Below are 22,647 nucleotides of genomic sequence, written 5' to 3' on the forward strand. Positions count from 1 at the left end.
TGGCCCTCGGGCCTTAAATGTGAGTAAGCAGTCAATTGTTGTAAAGCGTGCTGGCCAGATAGCTTTGCCGCAACTCGCGCGTCGCGACCGACAGGATCGCGCTGACCGGCAGCGCGAGCAGCACGCCGAAAAAGCCGAACAATTGACCGAACGCCAGCAACGCGAAGATGACCGCGAGCGGATGCAGGCCGATCCGTTCGCCCACCAGACGCGGCGTGAGATAAAAGCTCTCGACGATCTGCGCGAAGCCGTAAATCAGCGCGACCATACCGAAGCCGTACCAGTTGCCGAACTGTAGCAGCGCCGCGAGCAGCGCCAACGCCAGACCGGTTGCGAAACCGACGTACGGGATGAACACCGCCAGCCCCGTAAAAATACCGACCGGCAACGCTATCTCGAAACCGGCGATGCTCAGCGCAATCGAGTAGTACGCCGCCAGCACCGCCATGACCAGCAACTGGCCGCGCAGGTATTGCGACAGCATCTGGTCCATGTCGCGCGCAAGTTGCAGCGTCTTGTCGAGCCAGCGGCGCGGCACGACGATCTGTAGACGCGCCAGCATGCGGTTCCAGTCGAACAGCAGATAGAACAGCACGAGCGGCACCAGCACGAGGTTACCGACGATCGTGATCATCACGTTGCCGCTCGTGCGAATCGAGGTCCACGCGTACCGCGCGACGGTTTGCGCGCTGCCTTCCAGTTGCCCCATGATGAGGTCACGAATGCTCGCGAAATCGAGCGAGTCGGCGAGACCCAGCATGGCCAGCTTGGGTTGCAGCCACGCACTCACATGGGCGAGCATCGCGGGCACCTGGTGTCGCAACTGCGGCCCTTCCTTCTGGATCACGGCGAGTACCAGCAGCACCAGCATGGTCATCAGCAGCGTGAAAAACAGGATCATCAGCAAGGCTGCCAAAGCGCGCGGCACGCGCCGGCGCACCATCCACGCGACACCCGGTTGCAGAATGTACGCGAGAATCGCGCCGAGCAGAAACGGTGTGAGGACCGGACTGAGTAGCCAGAGCAGGATCCCGACGCCCAGCGCGATAGCCAGCCAGATGGAGGCGCGGCGCTGCACGGGTGTCAGGATCGAGGTGTTTTGTTGCAAAGTCGTTTCCCAGGTGTCGTCGGAACGCGTGAATTCCAGCCAACCGGCCAGCATCGGGTAAAATCGCATTTTACCGACCTTCTCGCTCTTCCCCATGAATCAACCGAAATCCGCCCCTGACGCCCAAGGTTTGTCGTATCGCGACGCCGGCGTGGACATCGATGCGGGCGACGCCCTTGTCGACGCGATCAAGCCCTTTGCCAAAAAGACGCTGCGCGACGGCGTGCTGGGCGGCATCGGCGGATTCGGCGCGCTGTTCGAGGTGCCGAAGCGATACCGCGAGCCGGTGCTCGTGTCCGGTACCGACGGCGTCGGCACCAAGCTGCGTCTCGCTTTTCAGCTGAACAAGCACGACACCGTCGGCCAGGATCTGGTGGCGATGAGCGTGAACGACATTCTCGTGCAGGGCGCCGAGCCGCTGTTCTTCCTCGACTACTTCGCGTGCGGCAAGCTGGACGTCGACACGGCGGCCACCGTCGTCAAGGGCATTGCGCATGGCTGCGAACTGGCGGGTTGCGCGCTGATCGGCGGGGAAACCGCCGAAATGCCGGGCATGTATCCGGACGGCGAGTACGATCTGGCCGGTTTTGCGGTCGGCGCGGTGGAAAAGAGCAAGATCATCGACGGCAGCACGATCGCTGCGGGCGACGTGGTGCTGGGTCTGGCGTCGAGCGGCATTCATTCGAACGGTTTTTCGCTGGTGCGCAAGATCATCGAGCGCGCGCAGCCCGATCTGAATGCGGACTTCGACGGCCGAACGCTCGCCGACGCGTTGATGGCGCCGACGCATATCTACGTGAAGCCGTTGCTGTCGCTGATGGAGCAGGCCGCCGTCAAGGGCATGGCGCACATCACCGGCGGCGGCCTCGTCGAGAACATTCCGCGCGTGTTGCGTGAAGGTCTGACGGCCGAGCTGGATCATCGCGCGTGGCCGCTGCCGCCGCTGTTCTCGTGGCTGCAAAAGCACGGTGGCGTCGCGGATGCGGAAATGCATCGTGTGTTCAACTGCGGGATCGGCATGGCGGTAATCGTGTCCGCAGCCGATGCCGACGTGGCGACCGGTCTGCTGTCGGCGGCCGGCGAACAGGTCTGGAAGATCGGCGTGATTCGCGAAAGCGCGGCCGGTGAGGCCCAGACGGTCGTGATCTAACTGCGACTGACCCGTGCGGCGTGCCGATGGCAAACGCCGCGCGGGCTCGATCCCTCAGCTTCATTGCAACGCTTCACCTCGACGCGGCACATCTTCAAATCAACGCTTCGACCTGATCAAGCACCCGCGCGCTCGCGTGCGGATCGCAGCAGTCCACCACCACCCGCTCCGTCATGCTGCGCAGCCACGTGAGCTGCCGCTTGCACAACTGTCGCGTCGCAAAGATGCCCTTGTCGCGCATGGTCGGATAGTCGACCGCGCCATCCAGATATTCCCAGACTTGCCGATAGCCGACACAACGCATCGACGGCATCTCTGGCGATAGATCGCCACGTTCGCGCAGCTTCACCACTTCATCGACGAAACCGCTGGCCAGCATCGCATCGAACCGCTGCTCGATGCGCGCATGCAGCACGCCGCGATCGGAAGGCTCGAGCGCGATCGGCACGAAGCGCCAGGCCGCGGCGGCGGCGTCCTGCCGCGTGGGGGCGGCCAGCAACGCCGACATCGCTTGTCCGGTCAGCATGAAAACTTCGAGCGCGCGCTGAATCCGCTGCGAGTCGTTCGGCGCGAGGCGCGCGGCCGTCACCGGATCGACCGCGGCAAGCCGCGCATGCATGGCCGGCCAGCCCTCGCGTGCGGCGTCGGCATCGAGCGAGGCGCGCAGGTTCGCGTCGGCGGCAGGCAGATCGTTGAGCCCTTGCGTGAGCGCCTTGTAGTACAGCATGGTGCCGCCGACCAGCAGCGGCAGCCGACCGCGGGCGTGGATCTCCCCGATGAGCCGCAACGTGTCGGCGCGAAATTGCGCGGCCGAATAAGCGTCGGCCGGATCGACGATATCGATCAGATGATGCGGCGCGACCGCCCGCTCTGCGGCTGTCGGCTTCGCGGTGCCGATATCCATCTCGCGATACACCAGCGCTGAATCGACACTGATGATCTCCACCGGCCGCGTTGCGGCGAGTGCGAGCGCGGCGGCCGTCTTGCCGGATGCGGTCGGGCCGAGCAGGCAGGGGATCGGCGTGGGGGAAGGGTGCGACGGGTGGGACCTCATCGGCAAACCGGTACGCGTCGAAGCGAGGTCATCGAGCGCACCGTCATTGTCCGCGCATGAACAGCCGATCGAGATCGGACAGCGTCAGCTGATACCACGTGGGACGTCCGTGGTTGCATTGGTCGGCGCGCTCGGTCGCCTCCATCTGGCGCAGCAGTGCGTTCATTTCATCGAGCGTCAGACGCCGGTTCGCGCGCACCGCGTGATGGCACGCGAGCGTGCCGAGCAGTTCGTGCTGGCGCTCGGTCAACACGCGCGAGCCGCCGAACGCGTGCAGGTCGGACAGGACGGCGCGCGCCAGCGTCGGCAGATCCGCGTCTTTCAGCAGCGCGGGCACCGCGCGGATCGCCAGCGTGGTTGGCGACAGCACGGCGAGGTCGAAGCCGAGCGCGTCGAGCGTGTCGCGTTCTTCCTCGACGGTGCCGATTTCGACCGGATCGGCTTGCATCGTCTGCGGGATCAGGAGCGGCTGCACGGCGACCGCATGATCGGCCAGCGCGTTCTTGAACTGTTCGTACAGAATGCGCTCATGCGCGGCGTGCATGTCCACGATCACGAGCCCGTGCGCATTCTGCGCGAGCACGTAGATGCCGTGAATCTGACCGAGCGCGAAGCCGAGCGGTTGTTCGTCGGCGGCGTTGAAAGCGGGCGCGGGGTGCGGCGCCGATGCGTTGTACGGCGATGGCGTTTCGGCGGCCGAGTCACGCGCTTCGAAAAGCGTGGCGCCTGCCGATGTGCCGGCATGGGTGTCCTTGCGGCCGAACAGTGCATCGTAAAACGCCAGCGGCTGGGCCACCGGCAGAGTGCCTTGCGTCATGCGCGCCTGGCGCATCCAGGTATTGCCCGGCTGCGACGAGCCGAACCCGCCACCTGATCCACTTCCGCCGCCCTGGCTGCCGCCGAGGCCTCCACCGCCGAAGCCTGAGCCGAAGGCCCCGCCATCCGCGCCACCCGCGCCGACACCACCCAGCGGCGTCGCGCCAAACGAAGCCGGTGCGCCGGCCGCCGGTTCCAGATGTGCGGCATGCCCGCCCGCCGTCGTTTCCGGCGACGCGCCCGCATGCCGGGCCAGCGCGCGCTGCACCGCATGAAACACGAACTGGTGAATCGAGCGCGAATCACGAAACCGCACCTCGATCTTCGACGGATGCACGTTCACATCGACCCCTTCGGGCGGCAGATCGAGGAACAGCACGTAAGACGGATAGCGGTCGCCATGCAGCACGTCTTCATAAGCGGCGCGCACCGCGTGCGTGAGCAGCTTGTCGCGCACGAAGCGGCCATTGACGAAGAAATACTGCTGATCGGCACGCCCGCGGCTCGCCGTCGGCAGACCGGCGCAGCCATAGACGGCGAGCGGTCCGGCCGATTCGTCGAGCGGCAGATGAGCGGTTGCAAAGGTGTCGCCGAGGATCTTTGCGACCCGCACTGGCGGTTCGCTAGCGTTCCAGTGCTCAACCGCCTTGCCGTTATGCAGCACCGAGATTGCGACATCCGGCCGGGCCAATGCCACCCGACGGATCTGTTCGAGGCAGTGGCCCAGTTCGGTCTGTTCGCTTTTGAGAAATTTGCGCCGCGCGGGCGTGTTGAAGTACAGCTCGCGGACTTCGATCGTCGTGCCCTGCGTGCCGGCCGCGGGGCTCAGCACACCGGTCTGCGCATCGACGCGCACGGCATGCGGCGCATCGACGGTGCGGCTCGTGATGGTCATTTGCGCGACGGACGCGATCGAGGCCAACGCCTCGCCGCGGAATCCCAGGGTCGCGACCGCTTCCAGTTCGGCCAGTGAGCGGATCTTGCTGGTCGCATGGCGCATCAGCGCGAGCACCAGTTCGTTCTCGGGGATGCCGCAGCCGTCGTCGGTGATCGAGATGCGTTTGACGCCACCTTCGTCGAGCAGAATGCGCAGCGTCTGCGCGCCGGCGTCGAGCGCGTTTTCCAGCAACTCCTTGACCACCGAGGCCGGCCGCTCGACCACTTCGCCTGCGGCGATCTGGCTGATCAGCTGATCGGGAAGCGGCTGGATCGCGCGCAACGGGCGCGGGAGGGGCGCGGCGGCGGCCACTGCGGCCTTCGCGGAGCCAGCGGGCGTTTCGGAGAATTCGGACATGGCGAAATTATAGCGATTCGGCGCGCTGGTCCACGCACGCGCCAAACGGCAGCAGATTTTCGATGTCGTGCGGGCACTTTCTGTATCATGACGCGGTCAATTTCCGGCGGCGGGCGCTCGCCGCGATCGTTCGCAGGCCCGCACACGGCCGCTTCCGCCACGCTCACATTTGCTCAACAGAGGATGCTCCTTGGACACGTTGCTACATTTCGCCAACCTTGTCTTGCACATCGACAAGTTCCTCGGAGACTTTATTCACGTGTACGGCGCCTGGGTTTATGCGGTGCTGTTTCTGATCGTGTTCAGTGAAACCGGGCTGGTTATTCTGCCGTTTCTGCCGGGCGATTCGCTGCTGTTTATCGGCGGCGCTTTCTGCGCGACCGGCCAGTTGCACCTCGGTGCGCTGATCGTGTTGCTGCTGATCGCGGCCATCAGCGGCAACACGCTCAACTATCTGATCGGGCGAGCGATCGGGCCGAGAGTGTTCAATTCGCACATCCCTGTGCTCGAACGCTTTCTCGACCGCCGCGCGCTGCAGAAGACCCATGACTTTTATGAAAGGCACGGCGGCAAGACGATCGTGCTGGCGCGTTTCATTCCGGTGGTGCGAACCTTCGCGCCGTTCGTGGCAGGCGCATCGGCGATGACCTTCAGGCGGTTTCAGTTCTTCAACTTTATCGGTGCGCTGCTGTGGGTGTTGTTGCTCGTGCTGCTCGGCTACTTCTTCGGCAACATTCCGTTCATTCGTCAGTATCTGAACGTGATCGTGCTGGTCGGGATTGGTGCAGCGATCGTGCCGATTCTGTTCGGCGCGCTATGGAAGATGGTGCGTAAGCACGGGGCCAACGCAGGCAGTCGTTGATACGGTAGCGCAACTGGACACGCAGTTGGACACGCAGTTGGACACGCAGTTGGGCACGCAGTCACATGGACAGAAGGCGTCGCAAATCTCGCGACGCCTTTTCTATTCGTGATGCTGAATCACCGCAGCAGCGCGAACTTTCCCTCGATCGGGAGCGATCTGAATCGGGCCTATTGGACCGCTCGCGGTGCCAGCGGTGTTTCCGGCGTCGGATAGCCGGCGTCCTTGAACGCCTGGACGATCGCCCGATTGGTGTCGAAATAGACCTGCCAGTAATGTTCATTGGGCGTGTACGGCCGCACGCACAGCAGGGGGCCTTCCGGCGTGAAGCTCAACACTTCGATGTCGGGCGCGGGGCTCTGGGCCACGTTGGGAATCCGCGTGATGGCCGCCTTCAATCGGTTGATCGCATCGGCCGGGTCGACGCCGTTGGCGATTTTCGCGGTCAGCTCGACGCGCCGCACCGGCAACACGCTGTAGTTCGCGATCGTGTCGGAGAAAATCTTGTTGTTGCCGACAATGGTCGTCACGTTGTCCGGCGTCACGATGGTGGTGCCGAACAGACCCAGCTCCGTGACCGTGCCGGTGATGCCTCCCGCGGTGACGAAGTCGCCGACCCTGAATGGCCGCAGCACCTGCATGAAGACGCCGGCTGCGAAGTGAGCCAGCAGGCCGCCCCAGGCTGTACCGATCGCGAGGCCGAGGCCGGCGAGCAATGCGGCGAACGAAGTCGTCTGGACGCCGAACACCTCCAGAATCGCGAGGATCAGCAGCAGGTTCAGCAGCCCGCTCAAGATCGAGCCGAGATAATGAGCGAGCGTGGGATCGACCCGGCCGCTGCGCGCGAGCACCTTGCGCACCAAGCCTGCGATCAGCCCGATGATCCAGCGGCCGACGATCCACAGGACGATCGCTCCGACGACCTTGGTGCCGAGGTCGATGCCTCGGGTCATGACGAACACGCGTACGGTATCGAGATTCAAGATGTGCCTCGTTGGATAAGTTGCCTTCGACTGATTGAACGACAGTGGTGCAATACAGCGGCAAATGGGCAGCGACGGACGCAGCTCGTATCACGCATTCTTCGGAAGTTATAGGAGACGGCGTACGCATCCGCAAGGACCGTTCCAGTGCGATGCACGGGCGCACTGGCGGCACAGACGGCGTTTTGGTAACCGCCTTGAAGGCGTTGGCGCTTGCGGTGCTCCGGAGTACGTGTTCGGTTCGGCCGTGCATTGGTTCGGGTCGCGTGGCGGCCGATGGCCGGACCCGACTCATGCCGATGCGCATTGGCTAGATGCGCAGATGCGATTCCGAATACGGCGAGGTGTGAATGACGACAGTCTCGTCAGCGCTGGCTTTCGCCGGGCGCTTGCGGTGCGCAACATAGTGCCACGCGAAAGCGGCGACGATAGCGAGCACATAGGCGCCGGCACGTTGCAAGAATGCGGCGGGCGCGCTGAACTGGCTGTAGCGGTTGCGCGCATCGGCGAACACGAGGAAGGTCAGCGCGGCATCGAGAGCGAGCGCGCTCAATGCCAGCGCGGTGAAAACAGGCAAGCCATTGAGTGCGGGACCGGAACTGAACCGGTTGTGCAGACCACATGCGATCAAAACGATCACGAATAAAGCAAAGTTCGAGACGAGATCGAACAGAAAATTGGCCATATCGGTTCAATGAGAACGTGGAGCGCCGCCCGTTGCAGCAGCGTCTGCTGACGCAAGGTCCGCCGTGTCTGGCTGGATCGGCGGCGATCATCGCATAACTTTTTGTCTCGATAAATGACCTGGCTCAGAGTCAATCGAAGGTCCGTCTATGTGACCGACGTGGGCGTGGTAAAGGCGTAATTTTTTTGTGCGAAACGTTGACTGGTACTGTAGGAATGTGTCGATCTGATTGTGAGGAATGCAGATGGATGTTTGCATTTGGTCGCGCTATTGACCCTTCGACGGGTGCGCGGCGAACGCAATGCGTGCTCGCGTAGGTCAATCAGGTTGGGTGGTTTTCGAGCCGGCGCGGGCGCGCATCACCGGGACGCTGCGGTTCCCGCCACATGCGGACGATGCCGAGGTTCTCCGCCTCGACTAGTGTTTTGTGACAAAGTAGATGTAGCTGATAAACGCCTTCCCGGCAGTATCATACCGATCTATTTTCAAAGGCGACATTTCTTCCTTGCGGAGAGTGTCCAATACATCATTCTTCGCGAACGTATGCATCTCCATGACGCGCGCTTTCCCATACTTCATGGTTCTTCCGATGTTTAGAACGCGATTGCCCAATAAGAAATGGAGAGCCCCTTTAATGGTCATCAAATTCTGGCGCGCAGGTGTTTGGAAGATCAGGATTCCTCCTGGACGTAGAACGCGGCAAAATTCCTTGATCAATGATTGCTGGGTTTTTCTAGGTGAATGCTGAAGAACGATATTGCTGTAAATGAAATCGACACTTTTATCTACAACGCCCGGCAGGTCGGTGCCGTTGTTGCGCAAGAACTGGATGTTGTCGAAGCCGGCGTTGGCAGACCTGGCTTCGGTCAGCATGGCATCTGAAATATCGATACCCAGGACGCGCTGAAACCGTGTCGAAAGCGCTCGGCTTAACCGGCCGACACCGCATCCATAATCGAGCGCAAGCCCAAATTGCAGATCAACGCCAAGAGACGAAGCTTTGGTCAGAATGTCTTCGATCTCATTTGCTCCGGTCTGGAAAAATTCCTTCTTGTCCCATCCGCCATGCTGCTTCCCGGGGTCCGAGAGAACGGCCCAGTAAGGATCGTCAGTCCCAAGCGCTTCCCATTGCTGTTGAATTCGATTTTTCATCATTTCAATTTCCGAGTGATTGCGTTCGGTCTGAGACGTTGACGCACGGTTGCATGAACGGCCGTCCGTAGGACGCTTGCCTGTCGTGGCGGACTCGGCTATCTGGGTGACAGACATCGCCTCGCTATATTTTTTCTGATGGACGAGCCAATTGATAATTGTTATCGGAACTGGTGATGACGCTTGCATCGCACATTCAAGCTCGTGCGTATCGTGGCGCGGTTGGAGCAAGCTTGCTGTCAGATGAATGGGGTGACAGACATTGACGCTGATTATCCGCATTGCAACGTTACTCAACGCGATTCAGCATAGTGCACCGATCGGTCTGAAGAGAGCGTTGGCTGGTTATTCCGGGTATATGGCGGAATTTTCTGGTGGAAGAGATTGTCCGCTAAGAGGCTCGAGAGTCCTTGCTCGCAAGAGCAGGCCATCCAAATCTTTTCTGCGACAACAACCATCAGACTTCGGTGCGGCGCACGTTGTAACGGCCTCCGCGGAATCGGCCAATTGCACCCGAATTTCGGCCTCTGATCCTCAGCGACGTCTGCTGCGATTATGCTTCAGTGCTTCAGTGCCGCCCGGTGGGAGGCGGCATCCTGCACTGGCCCTTCAGGCTAAACGGACTGCATGCGCGTCGCGCGGCAGAATGCGGTTTATCTGAATCGCGGACACGGTTGGGCTTGACGCTCCGCTGAAGCCCGCGACGGCGGTTCTTGTGGTGCAAGGCGAGTTGCACAAGCATATTGCGCTTCCTCTCGCAGCAAGTGAATTGATATTGGCGAACCATTGCAATACCGATCGTCTCATCAAAGACGGGCAGATCGTTATTGTTCATGAAGTGAACATCTACGATGTGCCGCATGGTCTTCCGAAAAAGTTCTGCTCTGTCTGATCTGCTATTCAACACTTATGAAGATGCGGCCGATGGTTTCGACACTTTTCGCGTTTCCAGAAGAAAGAATTGATCATCACCTGGACGTGGACGAATCGCGCGTGCCTGTCATGATGCCCGGCTCCGAACCTCTCGAACCGAACCCCACGTTACGACCGTCGACCGGTTTTCCGATGTTCACGGCCCGGCGGAACCATCGCATCAAGTGCGACGCGCACAGGCGGCGCATTTTGCGGATGCTTGCCGCGCTGACGGGGGCAGCGTTGCAGCCTGCGCTGGCGACTCCGTCGGGATCCGGTTCGAGTGCCACGGGTGGCCGCAGGATCACAGAAATGATCGGTGCCAATGGGTGGGCCGCATCGGCCACCGACATAGCCATATGGCGTGAAATGGGCATCAGTTGGGGACGCGAAGCCGTAGGACCTGGGCAGCCCAATTCGCCCAATGACCCCATGCGTGTCGACAAAACCGGTGGGGCCGGCGCGGATCTGCCATCCATTCTGATCCGCAACAACAGGAATGGGATCCAGTCGTTGCTGCTGCTTGCGTATACCGCCAAATGGAATGCAATGGTGCCCGGTGATACCAAGTCAGCGCCGGTGGACGTCGACGCATGGACGCGATATGTGGACGCAGTGGTTCGCACATATTCCGCGCCGCCGTTTAACGTCCGGCACTTTCAGGTGTGGAACGAGGCGGCGGGCGCGCTATCTGGCGGTTTGCCGCAGTCGACGTTCTGGCACGGGCCAAGTTTGAACGCTGATGGGAAGGGCTTAGGACTGTACGAGCGCGCGATGCAAGACTACGTAGAGCGAATTCATATACCGGCCGCCCGCGCCATCCGCAAGCACCACGCTTACGTCGTCTATGGCGGCTGGCCGGACCAGGGTGGCGTCGATAACTACATCAAATGGCTCGAGTACAGAAGCCCTGTGTTCAATGAAAGGATGCTCGACTGGGTGGACTACATTGATATTCACTACATGTCTGTCAAGGATCTCGATCCGCTGTACGAGAAATACGTGAAGCAGGGGCCCGCTCGCGGTGTATGGCAAACCGAGATCGGCTTCACGTATATGGAGGATCCGCACTATCTGCCGCGTTACTTCTTTGACTTCGCGGTGTGGGCGCTCAAGCGCGATTGGAACGATCCCGATAAGTTCGTGTCGATGATCTATCACTGGGACGGCTATCAGCCGTTCATTCTGACTCATCCTGGTCCACCTAAACGGACTTTCAACCCCTCCGGACGAAGTCTGATCGTGCTTCGAAAAACAGTGGGCGGTCCGCTTTCGAACTTCACGACGCCACTCCAGTTTGGCAATGACGCGGCCGGAAGTGCGCTTCGGTCCGGTAACGACATCGTGATTCAGGTGACCGCTGCTCCCGGCTGGAGAACAGTGGCGGCGGCAGGCATCAGGCCGCCGGCGTCTGGCCGGACGGATGTGCAGTTCATCGACGCGGTGACAGGAGCGCTGAGTGCGCGCGAGGATGTGGTGCTGACATGGGACGGCGACAATATGAAGATTCGCTTCAGAGTGCCCGACCAGGTTAATGGTCTGGCGGCGAAGCCCCCTGGACATCTCGGTTACATCGTCTTTCGTACGTAGCTTCAGGCGGCTGGAAAAACGGAAATCAGCTGTTCCCTGCAGATTTTCGGCGTTTGCAAAAATACGACCCGTGTCGCGGCCGCTTGAATGAAGCCTTGATCAGGGCAACGCCGGCAAGTTCGATGCGGCCCGCTTCGGTTCTTGCAGTGGCGGACCAGACGGCCTCCAGGCGAGAAGCAGGGAAATGACGAGGGTAAGGATCAGAACGTTCGATGGCGAAACGAGCCGATGTTCCGTTGCTGACATGACGAGCAGGCAAACCGACGAGATTTCGACAAAGCGGAGCGCCGCGAAGTTTTGTCCGCGTCCGTATAGCGCGGCAGCAGCGGCGCCTTTCTGGCTCCAGTCAATAAGTTTCCAATAGAAGCTAATCATTAAAGCAAGCCCCACAATGCCGAGTTCCGCGAGCAAGTTAAGGTAGGAATTGTGTGCGTGGGAATCGGTATGATTGACGACAATGTCAGAGGGGACGGCAAACAGACCGAAGTACGAGACCAGCGAATGGATTTCATCATCGAACGATCCAAAGCCTAACCCGACGATGGGACTTTGCTCAAAGTAGACAAGTGCGCGCGGCCACAGCCATTCGTATCGAATGCTCAAATTGGCCGCCTTCGGGTCTTCGTTATGAAATGAGAACGGATGGCCCATATAGTCGACGGTTGGGTCGAATTGATAGATTGCCATCGCGATCGAGCTAATGATGAGGGCCGTCATCAAGGTGGCTAACATCCAGCGCTTGCGGCCGAAACAGAGGTAATTAAGTGCCACGAGCGCACCTAGCAATGAGCCTCTGCTGTAGGTGGAAAACAGCATCAGTGCATTGAGACCTAGTAACACCAGAAGCAGCTTGCTGCGTTGCTGCAGGTAGCACGCCATGCCGAGGCAGAGCAGCATGGCGAAAAAGCCGCCGGCGGCATTTCGTGCGATGAAGTAGCTGCCAAAGCTGTCGTTCTGGTTCTTGAAGATAGCTAGCAAGCCCGACTGAAGAATGTAATGAACATACGCAGGTATGTTGACGATCACGGCGAACACGAAGAATACGCGCAAGACTTTATTCAGGTCGAGGCGGTGCATGTAGAGACATCCGGCGAAGATCGGAGCATACGATATGAAGAAATTGCCATCGCGCCGATAGAAATCAAACTCTATAAACGACTGGGGATCGTAGAGCAAGGTCGACACCGTAACGAGAACTGTGAAGGCTGTCAGCGGCGTGATGAACCTCGGATAGGTTCTCCCAAAGAAACGCCAGGAACAGACAACGATCGGCAGAAAACCGGCCGCGCTAACGGGCACCAGATTGGTAACGGTCAGGAATAGCGCAAGTAACGATACGTAAGCCATTGCGACTCCCTTGAACAGGCCGCGCAAGATAACTGACGATGTTCAGTCTTCAGAGTGACGCATGTGACGCATGTGACGCGTGGGAAATATTGCCGAACACGCGAACGTGCTGGTCATTGTTGCCATCGAATACTTTCCGCAAGGCCGCTGGACAAATATCGGAAAGAGGTAGCAACTTTCGTCCAACTAACGGACAAGCGGGTCCAACGGTCGTGCACTACCCGTGTCCTGCATTGCGCGCTGGCAGTCGCAGTATTCAGGTAAAAGTAGCACATGTGTGCAGCCATTTCCACGCCAGACGTAGGCCGGAGACGCGGCTCGGACGAGCCACCCGAATATCACGCAAGCTGGAAATGCGAAGGAAGCGTCCATCGCATGGAAGTCTGCAAGCCGTTGGTTTCCAGGAACGCTTTTTCTTAGTAGTACGGCGTAACGACGATCGTATCGATGTAATCGCCGACTGCGAGATTGGATTGCGCTGGCACCGGGCCATAAACGGTCAGGGAGGCTGCCGTGTTGCCTGCAAGTGTCGGTCGTTTCTGCAACCATGCTTGCATCATTGTTGCCCCAGACCTTAGTGTTGCTCGGGTCCTGATAGAACTGGATAGCGGACGAATCCGCCCGGTCCGGTCATGCCGCGCATGGAGCCATCGAAATTCTGGCCATTGTCGAGGCCCACGGGTCAGGACGTGCCCGGAGCAGATTGGACCTGGCATTCTCCAAATCGGGGCATATGGTCGAGGTATGCGTGCCATGTCAGCGTGCCGTGCCGTGGCGGCGGCGGGCGATTGCGCAGCAATTGCACAAAAGAAAAAGGGCTTGCGACGCTGACGCGTGCAAGCCCTTGAATCTTTTGGTAGGCCGTACGGGATTCGAACCTGTGACCAACGGATTAAAAGTCCGCTGCTCTACCAGCTGAGCTAACGACCCAAAAGAGAAGCGAAATTATAGCGATAGCCCCGCTGGACTGTCAACCCATCGCAACCATTTCGATCTATCGGCAATTCAACCAATACTTCAGATTGTGAAAAGCCCGGGTATCGCTACCCGGGCTTCCCTGCGAGAGGCGCGCGTGGCTATGACTTCGGACACTGCGCGTTACTGCAACGACTCAACTGATACGACTACTTGATCTGCGACAGCTTGCTTTGAGCCGACTGCGCGACGTCCGAGCCAGCATACTGCGCGACGATCTGCTCGAGCGTCTTTTTGGCCGCAGCCTTCTGACCTTGCTCAAGCTGATTGTTCGCAATCGCCAGCAACGCTTCCGGTGCGCGCGGATGCTGCGGATAGTTCTTCACCACACCCTGCCAGACCGCCGTCGAGCCCTTGTAATCGCGCAGCGCATACAGCGCGTTGCCGAGCCAGTATTGCGCGGTCGGCTGGTAAGGGCTGTTCGGGTACTTGGAGATGAAGGTGCGGAACGATGTCGCCGCATTCTTGAAGTCGCCGCTGCGAAACTGCTGCGAAGCCGCATTGAACGAATCGGTTTCACCCGGCTGCACCTCGCCCTGGACGCCGTCCACCGTTTGCTGCTGCGGCTCGAATTTCTTCAGGCGCGTGTCCAGGTCGGTGTAGTAGTCCTTCTGCTGCTTTTGCAGCGTGGAGAGCTGATTCGCCATGTCCTCGTTTTGCCCGCGCAGCGTCGCGACCTGCTGATTCAGCTGGTCGAGGCGGTTGGACTGGTCGAGGATCGTGCGTTGTGCGGCCGACAGCTGGCTCGACAAACTTTCGGTCTTCGAACGCAGATCGAGAATGGCCTGGCGGGCCTGATCGTCGTCGAAGATGCCCGCATGCGCGGGCACGGCCGTGAAGACCGTGCCTGCGACGCAGGCCGCTGCGGCAAACCGCAGCCAGGAGAAACGATGCGTCATTCGGCTCATCACCCGTTGACTTACTGTTGATACACGAGGTCGCCGCGGCGGTTCTGTGCCCACGACGCTTCGTCATGACCCGTAGCTTGCGGCTTTTCCTTGCCGAGGCTCACGGCTTCCATTTGCGAGTCCGTCACGCCCATCAGCGACAGCGAACGGCGCACCGCTTCAGCACGCTTCTGGCCGAGTGCCAGGTTGTACTCGCTGGTGCCGCGTTCGTCGGTGTTGCCCTGGATCAGGACGTGGCGTTGCGGATGGCTCTTCAGGTACTGCGCGTGTTGTTGCAGCAGCGACTGATAGTCGTCCTTGACCGAATAGCTGTCGAAATCGAAGTAGATGCTGCGCTTGGCGAGCGGGCTGTTCGGATCGTTCAGCGGGTCGACGTTGACCGTCGCGACGTCGTTCGGATTCGGCTGTGCTGATCCTGCGCCCTTGTTGGCGTTTTCGTCGAGCTTGACGCCCGAATGACATGCGGCCAGCGCGCCGATCATCAGGACGGCGAATGCGAAACGAAGTTTGGACATCATTTGGTTACTCTCCTTGTGTTATTGCATCAACTTTATTGCATGAATGGGCCCCAGGACGGCTCGCGTACGCTGCCGCCCTGAACGGACAGGACCTGCCGAGTGCGACCGTCGGTCGATACTGCGGCCAACACGCCACGGCCGTTCACCTGTGTGGCGTAAAGAATGTACTGACCGTTCGCCGCGAAGCTCGGCGATTCGTCATGTGTCGTGTCCGTCAGGCCCGTGGCGGTTCCACCCTGCAGGTCCTGGACATACAGCTTGAAGCCGCCGCCGACGCGCGAAATATAAGCGAGCTCTTTGCCGTCCGGGCTTACGCGCGGGCTGGTGTTGTAGCTGCCGGTGAACGTGACGCGCTGCGCGGGGCCCGCGTTTTCGCCTTGCGCCGACATTTTATAGATTTGTGGCGCGCCGCCGCGGTCGCTGGTGAAATAGATCGACTGGCCATCGGGAGAGAAGCTCGGTTCGGTGTCGATCGAGCTGCCTTGCGTGAGGCGCCGCAGGCCGCTGCCGTCCGCATTGACGGCGAAAATTTGCGTGTTGCCCGTGCGCGACAGCGCGACGGCGAGCGTGCGTCCGTCCGGCGACCACGCCGGAGCGCTGTTGTTGCCTTTCTGATCCGACACGACCACGCGACGACCCGTGGGCAGGTCGTGGATATAGACGATCGGCTTCTTCTTTTCGAACGAGACGTAAGCCACCTTGGTGCCGTCAGGCGACCACGCCGGCGAGATGATCGGCTCGGGGCTCGACAGCGCGATATGCGCGTCCTGGCCGTCCGAATCGGAGATCTGCAACTGGTAACGGCCACCCGTCCTGATCACATACGACAGGCGCGTGGCGAACGCGCCGCGACCACCCATCAGCTTCGCGTAGATGTAGTCGGCAACCTTGTGCGCGCTCATGCGCAAGCCGCTTTCGGGGCTCACCAGCACGAGGCCGCCGAGGCTTTCGCCCTTGACGGTGTCGTACAGCTTGAAGCGCACTTCGTACTGGCCGTTCGGCAGGCGGTTCACGCTGCCTGCCACGAATGCGTTGGCGCCCTTGGCCTTCCACGCGCCGAGGTCGACGGAATCCGACTCCGACACCGGCGCGGAGCCCGCGTCGATATTCGTGAATTTGCCGCTGCGCTGCAGATCCTGACGCACGATCGTGCTGACCTGCTGCGGGGAGTTCGCTTCATTGGCGAAATTCGCCGTGGCGATCGGAAACTGGGTGGAGCCGACGCCCGTCACAAGGACGTTGAGTTGCGCGTTGGCGGCGCCGCCGACGGCGATCAGGCACGATGCTACGAGTGTCCGCAGGCCTAGCTTGGTCATCAAACTCATGCTGTATGGATTCCCCAAAAAACGGTTTTACTAACATTTCACGACAGCAGACAGACCGGAAACCGATTCATTCGTTCCCGAGCAGGCCGCGCCTGAGGGGGCGCGGCGTTTGCCGTCAACGGACTGACAGGCGCTGTCATCAACCTGCCGGACGCAGCGTGATCAGGAAGCTCTCCGGCGTTTTGCCATTGGTGTCCTGAGGCATCGGATCGGAGCGTTGGACCGCCCGCAATGCGGCGGCGTCCCACGCGGAGTTACCGCTGCTGCGCGAAACGGACGCGCTCAGCAAGGTACCGGTCGGCGAACAGCGCACGGAGACCACGGTCTCGAGACCTTCAGTCGGCCCTGACCAGATCACATTCGGGCGCACGCGCCGCTGCACCTTGTCGTTAAATCCTGACGACGCCGCCGTGCCACCCGAGCCAGTGCCCGTGCCACTCTTCGCGAGGCCGTTGCCGGTCGAACCTGGGCTGCCAGCCATGCCTTGCATCTGTGCGAGGCGCGTGCGCCGTTCCGCGTCGAGCTGTTTCTTCGCTTGCGCCGCGGCCTCGGCTTGCGCCTTGGCCTTGGCGGCTTTCTGCGCGTCAGCCTTCTTCTGCGCTTCAGCCTCGGCCTGCTTCTGTTCCTGCTCCTGCTGCTGTTTTTGCTGCTCGGCCAGTTGCTGTTGTTTCAGCTTCTCGGCCTGTTGTTGCTGTTGCTGCTTGAGCCTGGCTGACGCGGCCTTCTGGGCGGCGAGCTGCGCCGCCTGTTCGGCCGCCAGCTCCTGCTGACGTTTCGCGTCGGCTTCCTGCTGAGCCCGCAGTTTCTGCTGACGCTGCTGTTCGGCCAGTTGCGCTTCGCGAGCCGCTTCCTGTTGCTGGCGCTTCTTTTCCTGCAGCGCGATCTCAGCCTGCTCATCCCGCACGGGCGGGGCAGGGGCGACCGGCACGGGCGGCGGCGGTGCAACGGGGTGCGGGATCGCCGAGTCCGGCACTTCGGTCCACAGCTCGGCTTCCTCGCCAGCGGGCGTACTGTTTTGCCAGTGAATGCCGTGGTACAGGAAGAACCCGAGCAGCACATGCATCAGCAGCGCGAACGCAAAAGCTCGCCCGGTGCCGCGTTCACGCGGTGGCTGGAGCGGGTATTCGGAGTTCTTGCGGATCATTGCGATTTGACGAGCAATCCAACGCGCTTGACGCCCTCGGCTTTCAGCTCGGACATCACGTTCATCACGGCTTCGTACTTGACGGTTTTGTCGGCGGCGATCACGACCGGCTGATCCGGGTGCGATTGCGCCCGGTCAGCGATGAAGCCGCGCAGGTCGGCTTTCGTCATCGGTTCCTGCTGCTGCACGCCGGCATCGTCCTTATATTTGACGCTCATGTTGCCGTCCGCGCGAATGTTTACGATCACGGGCGGGGTCTGCTGTTGCGGCGCGGCACCACCGACGGTCGGCAGATTGACGATCGACGGCGCGACGAGCGGCGCGGTCACCATGAAGATCACGAGCAGCACGAGCATCACGTCGATATACGGCACGACGTTGATGTCGGCCATCGCGCGGCGTGAGCGCGAGCCGCGCATGCTGGAGGAGCGGGAGCCTGCCATCGTGGCCTCCTTACTGTGCCTGGCGCTGCAGGATGTTCGAGAACTCTTCGATAAAGGTCTCGAAGCGGATCGCCAGACGGTCGATGTCGTGCGCGTAGCGGTTGTAGGCGACCACGGCCGGAATCGCGGCGAACAGGCCGATCGCGGTGGCCGTCAGCGCTTCGGCGATGCCCGGCGCGACATTCGCAAGCGTAGCCTGCTGCACGTTGGCGAGGCCGCGGAACGCATTCATGATCCCCCACACCGTGCCGAACAGACCGATGTACGGGCTGACCGAGCCGACCGACGCGAGAAACGCGAGGTTGGCTTCGAGCACATCCATTTCGCGCTGAAACGCGGCGCGCATCGCGCGGCGTGCGCCGTCGAGAATCGCGCCCGGGTCGTTCAGGCGTTTTTCCTTGCCCTTGAGGAATTCGCGCATGCCGGACTCGAAAATCCGTTCAAGCGCGCCGATCCTGTGGCGGTTGTTCGCGGCGCTTTGATAGAGCGCCTGCAGGTCGCCGCCCGACCAGAAATCGCGTTCGAATTGTTCAGTTTGCCCGCGTGCGCGGCGGATCGCAAACCACTTGCGGAAGATGAAAGTCCACGACAACAGCGACAACAACAGCAGGAGAGCCATGACGGCCTGCGCCAGCAGGCTCGCGTTGAGTATTAGTGAAATGATCGACAGATCTTGTGTATTGTTCATAAAGATTCGTTTTAACGTCCCGGGAAGGGGGCGTCCGGTTGCAAGGCCGCTCGAAGCTTGCCGTGAACAAAACGGCAAGCTTCGGCGACATCGCAAGCCGAACCATGCTTGGTGTTGCTTGATCGGTAGGAGTTCACTGGCCCGTAACAACGAGGCTTAGCCATTCTTCGTCGACATCCCGGCGTTGTTCGCGTGCGGCCCGCGCCGCAAGGCGGCGAGTACTGTCGTTGGAATCGCGGCCGGCCGCAGGGCAATGCGGTCGACACAGCCGACCCGGATCGACCCGCTGGCAAGCAGCGTGTCCTCGCGCCATGCCTCCTGCGCGAAGTCTACCGAAGCCCTGCCGAGGCGCTCGATCCGGCTGACAACTTTGACGATGTCGTCGAGCCGGGCCGGCGCCCGATAATCGACGGCGGTGCTGCGCACAATGAAGATCGCGCCGGCTTCGTCCGCGAGCCGATTCTGATCGACGCCGCACGCGCGCAGCCATTCGGTGCGCGCCCGTTCAAAAAATTTCAGGTAATTGGCGTAAAAAACGATGCCGCCCGCATCGGTATCTTCGTAGTACACGCGGACTGGCCACGCGTAGCCAATTTCCGCGCCAGGCTGGCTGGTCGACATATTCATGCCGCGCATTTTACCGGAACGCACACCCACCGGTCAGTTTCCAGGTGTACGCCCCGTCTGGCGGGCCTCAGCCGCGATGAATGGCCAAACCGGCGAACGATTGGGCCACCGGCATCAGCTCGATCGTGTTGATGTTGACGTGAGCCGGGCGGGTGGCGATCCAGTAGATCGAATCGGCGATGTCTTCGGCGGTCAGCGGCTGGACGTTTTCATACACTTTGCCGGCTTTTTCGTCGTCGCCGCGAAAACGCACGTTCGAGAATTCGGTGCCGCCGCACAGGCCCGGCTCGATGTCGGTGACGCGCAGCGCGGTGCCGGCCAGATCGGCGCGCAGGTTCAGGCTGAACTGACGCACGAATGCCTTGGTGGCGCCGTACACATTGCCGCCCGCATATGGCCAGCGGCCGGCGACCGAGCCCAGATTGAAGATATGTCCGCGATTGCGTTCGATCATGCCGGGCAGCAGCGCATGCGTGACCTGCACGAGGCCCGTGCAGTTAGTCTCGATCATGGTGTTCCACTCGTCGAGGCTTGCCTTCTGGGCCGGCTCGACACCGAGTGCGAGGCCGGCGTTATTGACTAGCACGTCGATCGCGGCGAATTCGGCCGGCAGCGCCGCCGGCGCCGCTTCGACGGCGGCGCGGTCGCGTACGTCGAGTTCGTATGGCAGAAGCGCGTCGCCGAGTTCGTCAGCGAGTGCCTGCAGACGGTCTTTGCGGCGCGCGGTGGCGACAACGCGATGGCCGCCCTTGACGAAAGCGCGAGCGATGGCGGCGCCGAACCCCGCGGACGCTCCGGTGACGAACACGATCATTGCAGTTTCCTGGTCGGTAAGAGACAAAGGCCCCAAGCCTACTTCCAATGCGGCGCTGCGGCAAGGATGAACCAGCCGTATGAGCGGCTGTGGCAGGGGCGTGCAGCGTATTCGCGGGGCGTTGTAGCCCGCCGTTCGCATGCCGCTCAGGGCGCCACCGCGAGCGGTCCGGCCGGCACGTCGGGCGGTGCCCGCAAGTCGGTTGCCTATTCGATCCTCTTCCAATAAACTAACGCGCTCGACCCTGCGTGACTGGCGATAGAACCGATTCAACCAATCGGGTTCAAGGTGGAACAACCCACCGTGAAGCGCGGGGTGCCGTTTTGCCGTTCGCCTGGGCAGCCGTGATCCGCGCGCAGTTTTTCGCGCTGACGTTGGCTGTCCTGCCTCGCGTGTGCGGCGACTCTCCATTCGCCACGTCAGGGCTGGCCCAGCCGCCAGCAGCGCTGCGTACCCTCTACGCAAGATTCGGCGCACGATCCGGTCAACCTGAACACACTCAACGGAACCCGTATGTTTGACAGAGCCCAAAGCACCATCGCCAACGTCGATCCTGAACTCTGGCAGGTCATCCAGCAGGAAAACCGCCGTCAGGAAGAGCACATCGAACTGATCGCGTCGGAAAACTACACGAGCCCGGCTGTGATGGCTGCGCAAGGCTCGCAACTCACCAACAAGTACGCCGAAGGGTATCCGGGCAAGCGCTACTACGGCGGTTGCGAATACGTCGACGTCGCCGAGCAGCTGGCAATCGACCGCGTCAAGCAACTGTTCGGCGCCGAAGCCGCCAACGTGCAGCCGAACTCCGGCTCGCAGGCGAACCAGGGCGTGTTCTTCGCGATGCTCAAGCCGGGCGACACGATCATGGGCATGAGTCTCGCGCACGGCGGCCACCTGACCCACGGTTCGCCGGTCAACATGTCCGGCAAGTGGTTCAACGTGGTGAGCTACGGCCTGAACGAAGCTGAAGACATCGACTATGACGCCGCTGAGAAGCTGGCTCAGGAACACAAGCCGAAGCTGATCGTGGCAGGTGCGTCGGCATTCGCGCTGCGCATCGATTTCGAACGCATGTCGAAGATCGCCAAGTCGGTCGGCGCGTACCTCATGGTCGACATGGCGCACTATGCCGGTCTGATCGCCGCGGGCGTCTACCCGAACCCGGTGCCGCACGCCGATTTCGTCACCACCACCACGCACAAGAGCCTGCGCGGCCCGCGCGGCGGCGTGATCCTGATGAAGGCCGAGTTCGAAAAGCAGATCAACTCGGCGATCTTCCCGGGCATCCAGGGTGGTCCGCTGATGCACGTGATCGCCGGCAAGGCCGTCGCCTTCAAGGAAGCGCTGTCGCCGGAATTCAAGGCGTATCAGCAGCAGGTTGTCGAAAACGCGCGTGTGCTGGCTGAAACGTTGGTCAAACGCGGTCTGCGTATCGTCTCGGGCCGCACCGAAAGCCACGTGATGCTGGTCGATCTGCGCGCGAAGAAGATCACCGGCAAGGCAGCGGAAGCGGCACTCGGCGCAGCGCATATCACGGTCAACAAGAACGCGATTCCGAACGATCCGGAAAAGCCCTTCGTGACTTCGGGCATCCGCCTCGGCTCGCCGGCCATGACGACACGCGGCTTCGGCGTCAAGGAAGCAGAGCAGGTGGGCAACCTGATTGCCGACGTGCTGGACAACCCGGAAGACGCAGCCACGATCGAACGCGTGCGCGCTCAGGTCGCCGAGCTGACCCAGCGGTTCCCGGTTTACCGCTAAGCCGTCATGCATTGCCCCTTCTGCCGCCACGCCGATACGCAAGTCGTCGACTCGCGCGTATCCGAAGACGGCGCGACGATTCGCCGGCGCCGCCGCTGCCCGGCCTGCGACAAACGTTTCACGACGTATGAGCGGGTCGAGCTGGCGTTGCCGGCGGTCGTCAAGAAGGATGGCAGTCGCACGGAATTCGACCGTCGCAAGATTGTCGCCAGCATGCAACTGGCGCTGCGCAAGCGACCGGTTGCAGCGGATGCGATCGACGCGGCGGTTGCCCGCATCGAGTACCAGCTGCTCGGCAGCGGCGAGCGCGAAGTGCGCAGTGAGCGCCTCGGCGAACTCGTGATGAACGAGTTGCGTGCACTCGACACGATCGCGTATGTTCGTTTCGCGTCCGTCTACCGGCGCTTTGAAGACGTCTCCGAATTCGAAGACGTGATCGAAGAATTCCGCCGCGCCTCTTCCCCTACCAAGCCCTCCCGCAAACGCTGATC

21 protein-coding genes, 1 tRNA gene and 1 riboswitch are annotated in these 22,647 nt (G+C 61.3%); of the genes, 5 read left to right on the forward strand and 17 right to left on the reverse strand.

Annotated elements, in window-relative coordinates; all coding sequences use genetic code 11:
- Positions 1–31: 31 nt before the first annotated feature.
- The gene (locus tag BN2475_RS17740; protein WP_094780905.1) at positions 32–1,108 is read right to left on the reverse strand and encodes an AI-2E family transporter; all 1,077 of its coding nucleotides are present in this window, start codon (positions 1,106–1,108) and stop codon (positions 32–34) included.
- 94 nt (positions 1,109–1,202) lie between these two features.
- On the opposite strand from BN2475_RS17740, the gene purM reads away from it, so the two are divergent.
- On the forward strand, positions 1,203–2,258 hold the full coding sequence (purM, locus tag BN2475_RS17745; protein WP_094780815.1) for a phosphoribosylformylglycinamidine cyclo-ligase: 1,056 nt from the start codon (positions 1,203–1,205) through the stop codon (positions 2,256–2,258).
- Positions 2,259–2,352: 94 nt separating this feature from the next.
- Here the strand turns inward: purM and miaA are convergent, their stop codons facing one another.
- Complete coding sequence (gene miaA, locus BN2475_RS17750) at positions 2,353–3,312, reverse strand: tRNA (adenosine(37)-N6)-dimethylallyltransferase MiaA (protein ID WP_094780816.1); 960 nt, start codon at positions 3,310–3,312, stop codon at positions 2,353–2,355.
- A gap of 43 nt (positions 3,313–3,355) precedes the next feature.
- Positions 3,356–5,422 (reverse strand): DNA mismatch repair endonuclease MutL, encoded by a 2,067-nt coding sequence (gene mutL, locus BN2475_RS17755; RefSeq protein ID WP_094780906.1) that lies wholly within the window; start codon positions 5,420–5,422, stop codon positions 3,356–3,358.
- A gap of 190 nt (positions 5,423–5,612) precedes the next feature.
- Here mutL and BN2475_RS17760 point away from each other — a divergent pair, with 190 nt between their 5' ends.
- A complete protein-coding gene (locus BN2475_RS17760; protein WP_094780817.1) occupies positions 5,613–6,284 on the forward strand; it encodes a VTT domain-containing protein in 672 nt (223 codons plus the stop codon).
- A gap of 170 nt (positions 6,285–6,454) precedes the next feature.
- On the opposite strand, the gene BN2475_RS17765 is transcribed toward BN2475_RS17760, so the two are convergent.
- The 3 genes from BN2475_RS17765 to BN2475_RS17775 form a co-directional block, all read right to left on the reverse strand.
- Positions 6,455–7,267 (reverse strand): mechanosensitive ion channel family protein, encoded by an 813-nt coding sequence (locus BN2475_RS17765; protein ID WP_094780818.1) that lies wholly within the window; start codon positions 7,265–7,267, stop codon positions 6,455–6,457.
- Between the two features lie 310 nt (positions 7,268–7,577).
- On the reverse strand, positions 7,578–7,952 hold the full coding sequence (locus BN2475_RS17770; protein ID WP_094780819.1) for a hypothetical protein: 375 nt from the start codon (positions 7,950–7,952) through the stop codon (positions 7,578–7,580).
- A 417-nt stretch (positions 7,953–8,369) separates the two neighbouring features.
- Positions 8,370–9,293 (reverse strand): class I SAM-dependent methyltransferase, encoded by a 924-nt coding sequence (locus tag BN2475_RS17775; protein WP_159444564.1) that lies wholly within the window; start codon positions 9,291–9,293, stop codon positions 8,370–8,372.
- A gap of 876 nt (positions 9,294–10,169) precedes the next feature.
- Here BN2475_RS17775 and BN2475_RS17780 point away from each other — a divergent pair.
- Positions 10,170–11,606, forward strand: coding sequence for a hypothetical protein (locus tag BN2475_RS17780; RefSeq protein WP_094780907.1), 1,437 nt, complete (start codon positions 10,170–10,172; stop codon positions 11,604–11,606).
- 99 nt (positions 11,607–11,705) lie between these two features.
- Here the strand turns inward: BN2475_RS17780 and BN2475_RS17785 are convergent, their stop codons facing one another.
- The 11 genes from BN2475_RS17785 to ydfG form a co-directional block, all read right to left on the reverse strand.
- Complete coding sequence (locus BN2475_RS17785) at positions 11,706–12,953, reverse strand: O-antigen ligase family protein (protein ID WP_094780821.1); 1,248 nt, start codon at positions 12,951–12,953, stop codon at positions 11,706–11,708.
- Positions 12,954–13,369: 416 nt separating this feature from the next.
- On the reverse strand, positions 13,370–13,708 hold the full coding sequence (locus BN2475_RS36355) for a spore coat protein U domain-containing protein (protein ID WP_342744630.1): 339 nt from the start codon (positions 13,706–13,708) through the stop codon (positions 13,370–13,372).
- 99 nt (positions 13,709–13,807) lie between these two features.
- Positions 13,808–13,883, reverse strand: a tRNA-Lys gene (locus BN2475_RS17795).
- 194 nt (positions 13,884–14,077) lie between these two features.
- Complete coding sequence (gene ybgF, locus BN2475_RS17800; protein WP_094780822.1) at positions 14,078–14,827, reverse strand: tol-pal system protein YbgF; 750 nt, start codon at positions 14,825–14,827, stop codon at positions 14,078–14,080.
- 20 nt (positions 14,828–14,847) lie between these two features.
- Entirely contained in the window at positions 14,848–15,354 is a 507-nt protein-coding gene (gene pal, locus BN2475_RS17805) for a peptidoglycan-associated lipoprotein Pal (RefSeq protein ID WP_094780823.1), read from the reverse strand.
- 32 nt (positions 15,355–15,386) lie between these two features.
- Positions 15,387–16,679, reverse strand: coding sequence for a Tol-Pal system beta propeller repeat protein TolB (tolB, locus tag BN2475_RS17810; RefSeq protein WP_094780824.1), 1,293 nt, complete (start codon positions 16,677–16,679; stop codon positions 15,387–15,389).
- A 139-nt stretch (positions 16,680–16,818) separates the two neighbouring features.
- Positions 16,819–17,823 carry a cell envelope integrity protein TolA gene (tolA, locus tag BN2475_RS17815; RefSeq protein WP_094780825.1) on the reverse strand — a complete coding sequence of 335 codons (1,005 nt, stop codon included), beginning with the start codon at positions 17,821–17,823 and terminating at the stop codon, positions 16,819–16,821.
- On the reverse strand, positions 17,820–18,266 hold the full coding sequence (gene tolR, locus BN2475_RS17820; protein WP_094780826.1) for a protein TolR: 447 nt from the start codon (positions 18,264–18,266) through the stop codon (positions 17,820–17,822). Before tolR ends, tolA begins: the two co-directional genes overlap by 4 nt.
- A gap of 10 nt (positions 18,267–18,276) precedes the next feature.
- Complete coding sequence (gene tolQ, locus BN2475_RS17825) at positions 18,277–18,954, reverse strand: protein TolQ (RefSeq protein ID WP_094780827.1); 678 nt, start codon at positions 18,952–18,954, stop codon at positions 18,277–18,279.
- 156 nt (positions 18,955–19,110) lie between these two features.
- Positions 19,111–19,590 carry a tol-pal system-associated acyl-CoA thioesterase gene (gene ybgC / locus BN2475_RS17830; RefSeq protein ID WP_094780828.1) on the reverse strand — a complete coding sequence of 160 codons (480 nt, stop codon included), beginning with the start codon at positions 19,588–19,590 and terminating at the stop codon, positions 19,111–19,113.
- Positions 19,591–19,648: 58 nt separating this feature from the next.
- Positions 19,649–20,395, reverse strand: coding sequence for a bifunctional NADP-dependent 3-hydroxy acid dehydrogenase/3-hydroxypropionate dehydrogenase YdfG (gene ydfG, locus BN2475_RS17835; protein ID WP_094780829.1), 747 nt, complete (start codon positions 20,393–20,395; stop codon positions 19,649–19,651).
- 238 nt (positions 20,396–20,633) lie between these two features.
- Positions 20,634–20,742: riboswitch (ZMP/ZTP riboswitch) on the forward strand.
- 166 nt (positions 20,743–20,908) lie between these two features.
- Here ydfG and glyA point away from each other — a divergent pair.
- Together glyA and nrdR are read left to right on the forward strand one after the other, a co-directional pair.
- Complete coding sequence (gene glyA / locus BN2475_RS17845; protein WP_094780908.1) at positions 20,909–22,156, forward strand: serine hydroxymethyltransferase; 1,248 nt, start codon at positions 20,909–20,911, stop codon at positions 22,154–22,156.
- A gap of 6 nt (positions 22,157–22,162) precedes the next feature.
- Positions 22,163–22,645: a transcriptional regulator NrdR gene (nrdR, locus tag BN2475_RS17850; protein ID WP_094780830.1), complete on the forward strand. Its 483-nt coding sequence runs from the start codon at positions 22,163–22,165 to the stop codon at positions 22,643–22,645.
- The last annotated feature ends 2 nt before the right edge of the window (positions 22,646–22,647 follow it).

This window comes from Paraburkholderia ribeironis (assembly GCF_900019265.1).
GTDB classification, from domain to species: domain Bacteria; phylum Pseudomonadota; class Gammaproteobacteria; order Burkholderiales; family Burkholderiaceae; genus Paraburkholderia; species Paraburkholderia ribeironis.